A 3957-nucleotide genomic window follows, 5' to 3' on the forward strand; every position below is an offset into this window, starting at 1 on the left:
GCACCAAACGCTCGAGCTGGCCCTTATTGAAAGCCTGTTGGCAGTCGCTAATAAAGCTCGCGGTGTGCTCAGCGGAGGAAGTTGCTGTCATAGACTTGCCCAATAAACAGTCGAGGTTGTGTATACGCAGGGCGAAGCCTTCGCGCTAGAGAGTGATAAGTGTGGGCCTGATAATAGTATCAGGCAAGTTTACGGGCATAAAAAAGGGCAGCTAAGCTGCCCTGTCTTTTCATGCGTATTGCTTAGGCTTGTGGGCCGGCGGCAATAATGGCCTCAGAAACATCAAATTTCTTGATATTCTCTTGGAAGAGGCGGGCCAGTTTAGAAGCTTCAGCATCATAAGCAGCTGCGTCGCCCCAGGCTTTGCGCGGGTTGATGTATTTGTCATCAACGCCGGGAATCGCCTTGGGGATCGTCAGGTTTAGGGCTTCTAAGCGCTCAGTTTCGGCGCCAATCAGCGTACCGTTTTGAGCAGCGGCAACCACGGCGCGGGTTACCGGAATTGGAAAGCGTGAGCCGGTGCCGCCAGCAGCGCCTGAGCCACCGGTCCAGCCGGTGTTGATCAAGTAAACCTGAGAGTCGAAATCTTCGATGCGCTTCATCAGTAGTTCGGCGTAATCGCCGGCAGGACGGGGCATAAAGGGCGCGCCAAAGCAGGTAGAGAAGGTGGGGTGGATGCCCGCTTCTGCACCTAGCTCAGTTGAGCCTACCCGCGCGGTATAACCGCTCAGGAAGTGGAACGCCGCCGCTTCTTTAGACAAAATTGAAATTGGCGGAATGACGCCAGAGACGTCGCAAGTCAGGAAAATAACGGTTTTGGGTTCGCCAGCGGCGTTCTCTATAACACGCTTTTCAACATTTTCCAGCGGGTAGCAGCAGCGACCGTTTTCAGTCAGGCTTGTGTCGTCGTAGTCGGCGTGGCGCGTGTGGTCGTCAATAACGACGTTCTCAACAATCGCGCCAAAACGAATTGCATCCCAAATAATGGGTTCGTTTTTCTGGCTTAGATTGATGGTCTTAGCGTAGCAGCCGCCTTCAATATTGAATACAGAGCCTTTTGCCCAGCCGTGCTCGTCGTCACCGATCAAATAGCAGCTCGGGTCAGCAGACAGAGTGGTTTTGCCGGTGCCAGACAGACCGAAAAACAAGGTAGTTTGGCCAGCTTCGTCAACGTTAGCCGAGCAGTGCATGGGCATAACGTCTTTTTCTGGAAGCAGGAAGTTCTGTACCGAGAACATCGCTTTTTTCATCTCACCGGCGTAGCGCATGCCAGCCAGCAGGACTTTACGCTGGGCAAAATTGATAATGACGCAGCCGTCAGAGTTCGTGCCGTCGCGCTCTGGTTCGCAAACAAAGCCCGCGCAGTTGAGGATGGTCCACTCTTCTTTGCTTTTGGGATTGTATTTGGCGGGGCGTACAAACATATTGCGACCAAACAAACCCTGCCATGCTGTTTGGGTGTTCACAACGACGGGAATGTAGTGATCTTCATGGGCGCCAACGTGGAGTGAAGAAACAAAGCTGTCGTGACCAGCTAAGTAGTCTTCAACACGATCCCAGAGGGCGTCGAATTTAGTGGCGTCGAAGGGGCGGTTAACGCTGGTCCAGTCGATCGCATCGGAGGTCGACGGCTCTTGTACAATGTAGCGGTCGCCAGGTGAGCGCCCGGTGCGCTTGCCGGTGGTAACGACGAGTGCGCCGCTGTCGGCGAGACGGCCTTCGCCGCGACTCAGGGCTTGCTCAATTAGCTGAGCGGGGCTTAAATCGTTGTAAATCGTCGTTTCAGCACTCATTCTCTGTTTTCCTGTCGCGTAATCCTGAGAGCAGCCTTGGGTGTTGCGGTGGGGTTGGCACGAAAGAGAACCCCCAAAGTGGCTGGTAATTTGGGGCGCCATTATTACAAAAAACCTATGCCAGCGCTAATCTTTGAGGAGAGAAAAGGCAGTTTGGGGAAAATGCCCAAAATTAGTGCTTTTTTCAGTGACGAGTGAGGTCGCTGCCCTGTTCAAATAATCCCGCAATATCGCCGGCGTTAAATTGATATAGGCGGTTGCAAAACTCGCAATTGGTTTCGATTTGACCCTGCTCAGCAAGAATATCGTCGAGTTCTTCACGACCAATAGACACCAGCGCGTTGGCGACGCGCTCGCGGCTACAGCGACAGCGCGCGATCATCGGCTTGCTGTCGAATAGTCGAACAGCGTCTTGATGGTAGAGCCGGTAAAGCAGTGTTTCGACATCCAAACTTAGTAATTCTTCGTTTTTGATAGTGTGGGCAATGGTACTAAGGTGCTCCCAGCGGTCCATGTCGGGCTTAGTACTGGGTAGTTGCTGAAGGAGCATGCCACTGGCGTGCTCGCCGTCGGCACAGAGCCAGACCCGTGTGGCGAGCTGCTCGCTGCGTTGGAAATAGGCCTCAAGACAGCGGGCGAGGCTGTCGCCATCGAGGCTGACAATGCCTTGATAGGGTTTGCCATTTTCGGGAGCAATGGTCATGGCCAGTTGGCCATTGCCGATGAGGGCTTGAAAGTCGAGGCTAATAGCCTCGTTGGCGTCTCGTGCAATGGCGCGCAGTTCCTGTTTGGAATTGGCCTCGGCCATAATTAAGGGTACTTGGCCGTCACCGCGCACCTGCAGTATGAGTGAGCCCTCAAATTTAATGGTGGCACTGAGCAAGCTTGCGGCGGCCAGGAACTCCCCCAGTAAATTGGCTACCCCTGGGGGGTAGTGGTGAATGCTCAGGATGTCCTGATAGCTTTTTTCTAAGCGAACATGCTCGCCACGAACGTCGCTATTGTCAAAGATAAAGCGGCTGATGGTATCGCTCATAGCTAATAGGGTGTCCATCGTAAAGGAAGCTGGCAATTATAGCGCCTAGCGGCGGAGAGGTCTCGGCTGATGTTGGCGGTGAGGCGCTTATTCGTCGTTTAGATTTTTAAAACGATGAATTTGGCGACGCTGCTTCTTATTGGGCCGTTCAGGATGCAAAGCGCCTGCCGCGGCGCCGAGTATTTTGCGATCAGCTGCGAGCTGCTCGCGGGTGCGAATGCTGTCTTCGGTTTCACTGTAAAGTAGCGCTGCTTCCGGCGCGCCTCGGCGCTGATCAGAAAGGGCGATAACTTCGACGACTTTATTGTCCCAGCCAGCACGTATGGTCAGTGTTGCGCCAATGTGCACCTCTTTACTGACCTTGCAGCGATCGCCATTGTAGTGAACTTTGCCGCTCTCAACGGCTTGCTTGGCGAGGCTGCGGGTTTTGTAAAAGCGCGCGGCCCACAGCCATTTGTCTAAGCGAATACCGCTGGGCGCATCAGCCACCGTCCACCTCCGGCTTAGGAATTGGCAGTATTTCATTGAAATGCTGAATCGCAGGGTAAGTCAATTGTTCGCGAATTGCTTGTTTGCTATCGGGCTGGCGCAGTGTCAGTAGGTGGCGAATACCAAATGTGGCCGCGGCATCGAGGACGCTGCTGGTGTCGTCTACTAATAGAGTGCGCGCCGGGTCAAAGTCCCAGTGTTGGCGCAGGCGGTGCCAAAACTCCGGATCTTCTTTTGGCTTTTCCAACTCATGTGAGGTAATCATCTTATGCATCCAGCGCGCGAGATCAGTGTGTTCGAGTTTTAAGTTCAAACTATCGCGATGGGCATTGGTAACCAGCCAGGTTTCGCAGTGGCTATTATCTAATGCTATCAAAAAGTCAGCGGTACTTGGGTGGGGGGCGATTAAGTGAGCGACTTCACGCTTAAGCGCGACGATATCGACTTTGAGTTGGCTGGACCAGTAGTCTAAGCAATACCAGTTCAGCGAGCCACGCTCTGACATTATGCGGTTCATCAGGTCTTTGGCAACTAGCTCTAATTCGCCACCGTGGATTTCCGCGTAGCGCTTGGGGAGGTGTTGCGACCAGAAAAAATTGTCGTAATGCAGGTCTAACAGGGTGCCGTCCATGTCGAGGA

The 3957-nt window shown here is 53.5% G+C and carries 4 protein-coding genes; all 4 read right to left on the reverse strand.

Annotated features, from left to right (window positions below):
- Positions 1–242: 242 nt before the first annotated feature.
- Positions 243–1895 carry a phosphoenolpyruvate carboxykinase gene (locus ABYT30_RS16715; RefSeq protein WP_373097575.1) on the reverse strand — a complete coding sequence of 551 codons (1653 nt, stop codon included), beginning with the start codon at positions 1893–1895 and terminating at the stop codon, positions 243–245.
- Between the two features lie 82 nt (positions 1896–1977).
- The gene (gene hslO, locus ABYT30_RS16720; protein WP_373097576.1) at positions 1978–2829 is read right to left on the reverse strand and encodes an Hsp33 family molecular chaperone HslO; all 852 of its coding nucleotides are present in this window, start codon (positions 2827–2829) and stop codon (positions 1978–1980) included.
- A gap of 87 nt (positions 2830–2916) precedes the next feature.
- Positions 2917–3318 carry an RNA-binding S4 domain-containing protein gene (locus ABYT30_RS16725; protein ID WP_373084562.1) on the reverse strand — a complete coding sequence of 134 codons (402 nt, stop codon included), beginning with the start codon at positions 3316–3318 and terminating at the stop codon, positions 2917–2919.
- Positions 3311–3957, reverse strand: a 647-nt coding sequence (locus ABYT30_RS16730; protein ID WP_373097578.1) for an HAD-IA family hydrolase, incomplete at its 5' end; no start/stop codon positions are given. The genes ABYT30_RS16730 and ABYT30_RS16725, both read right to left, overlap by 8 nt.

It is taken from the genome of Zhongshania sp. (genome assembly GCF_041623545.1).
Taxonomy (GTDB): domain Bacteria; phylum Pseudomonadota; class Gammaproteobacteria; order Pseudomonadales; family Spongiibacteraceae; genus Spongiibacter.

What these genes read in the sequence shown, in the direction of transcription:
- ABYT30_RS16715 (WP_373097575.1), bottom strand. Translation starts at nt 1,895, where the DNA reads ATGGCGCCCCAAATTACCAGCCACTTTGGGGGTTCTCTTTCGTGCCAA.
- hslO (WP_373097576.1), bottom strand. Translation starts at nt 2,829, where the DNA reads ATGAGCGATACCATCAGCCGCTTTATCTTTGACAATAGCGACGTTCGT.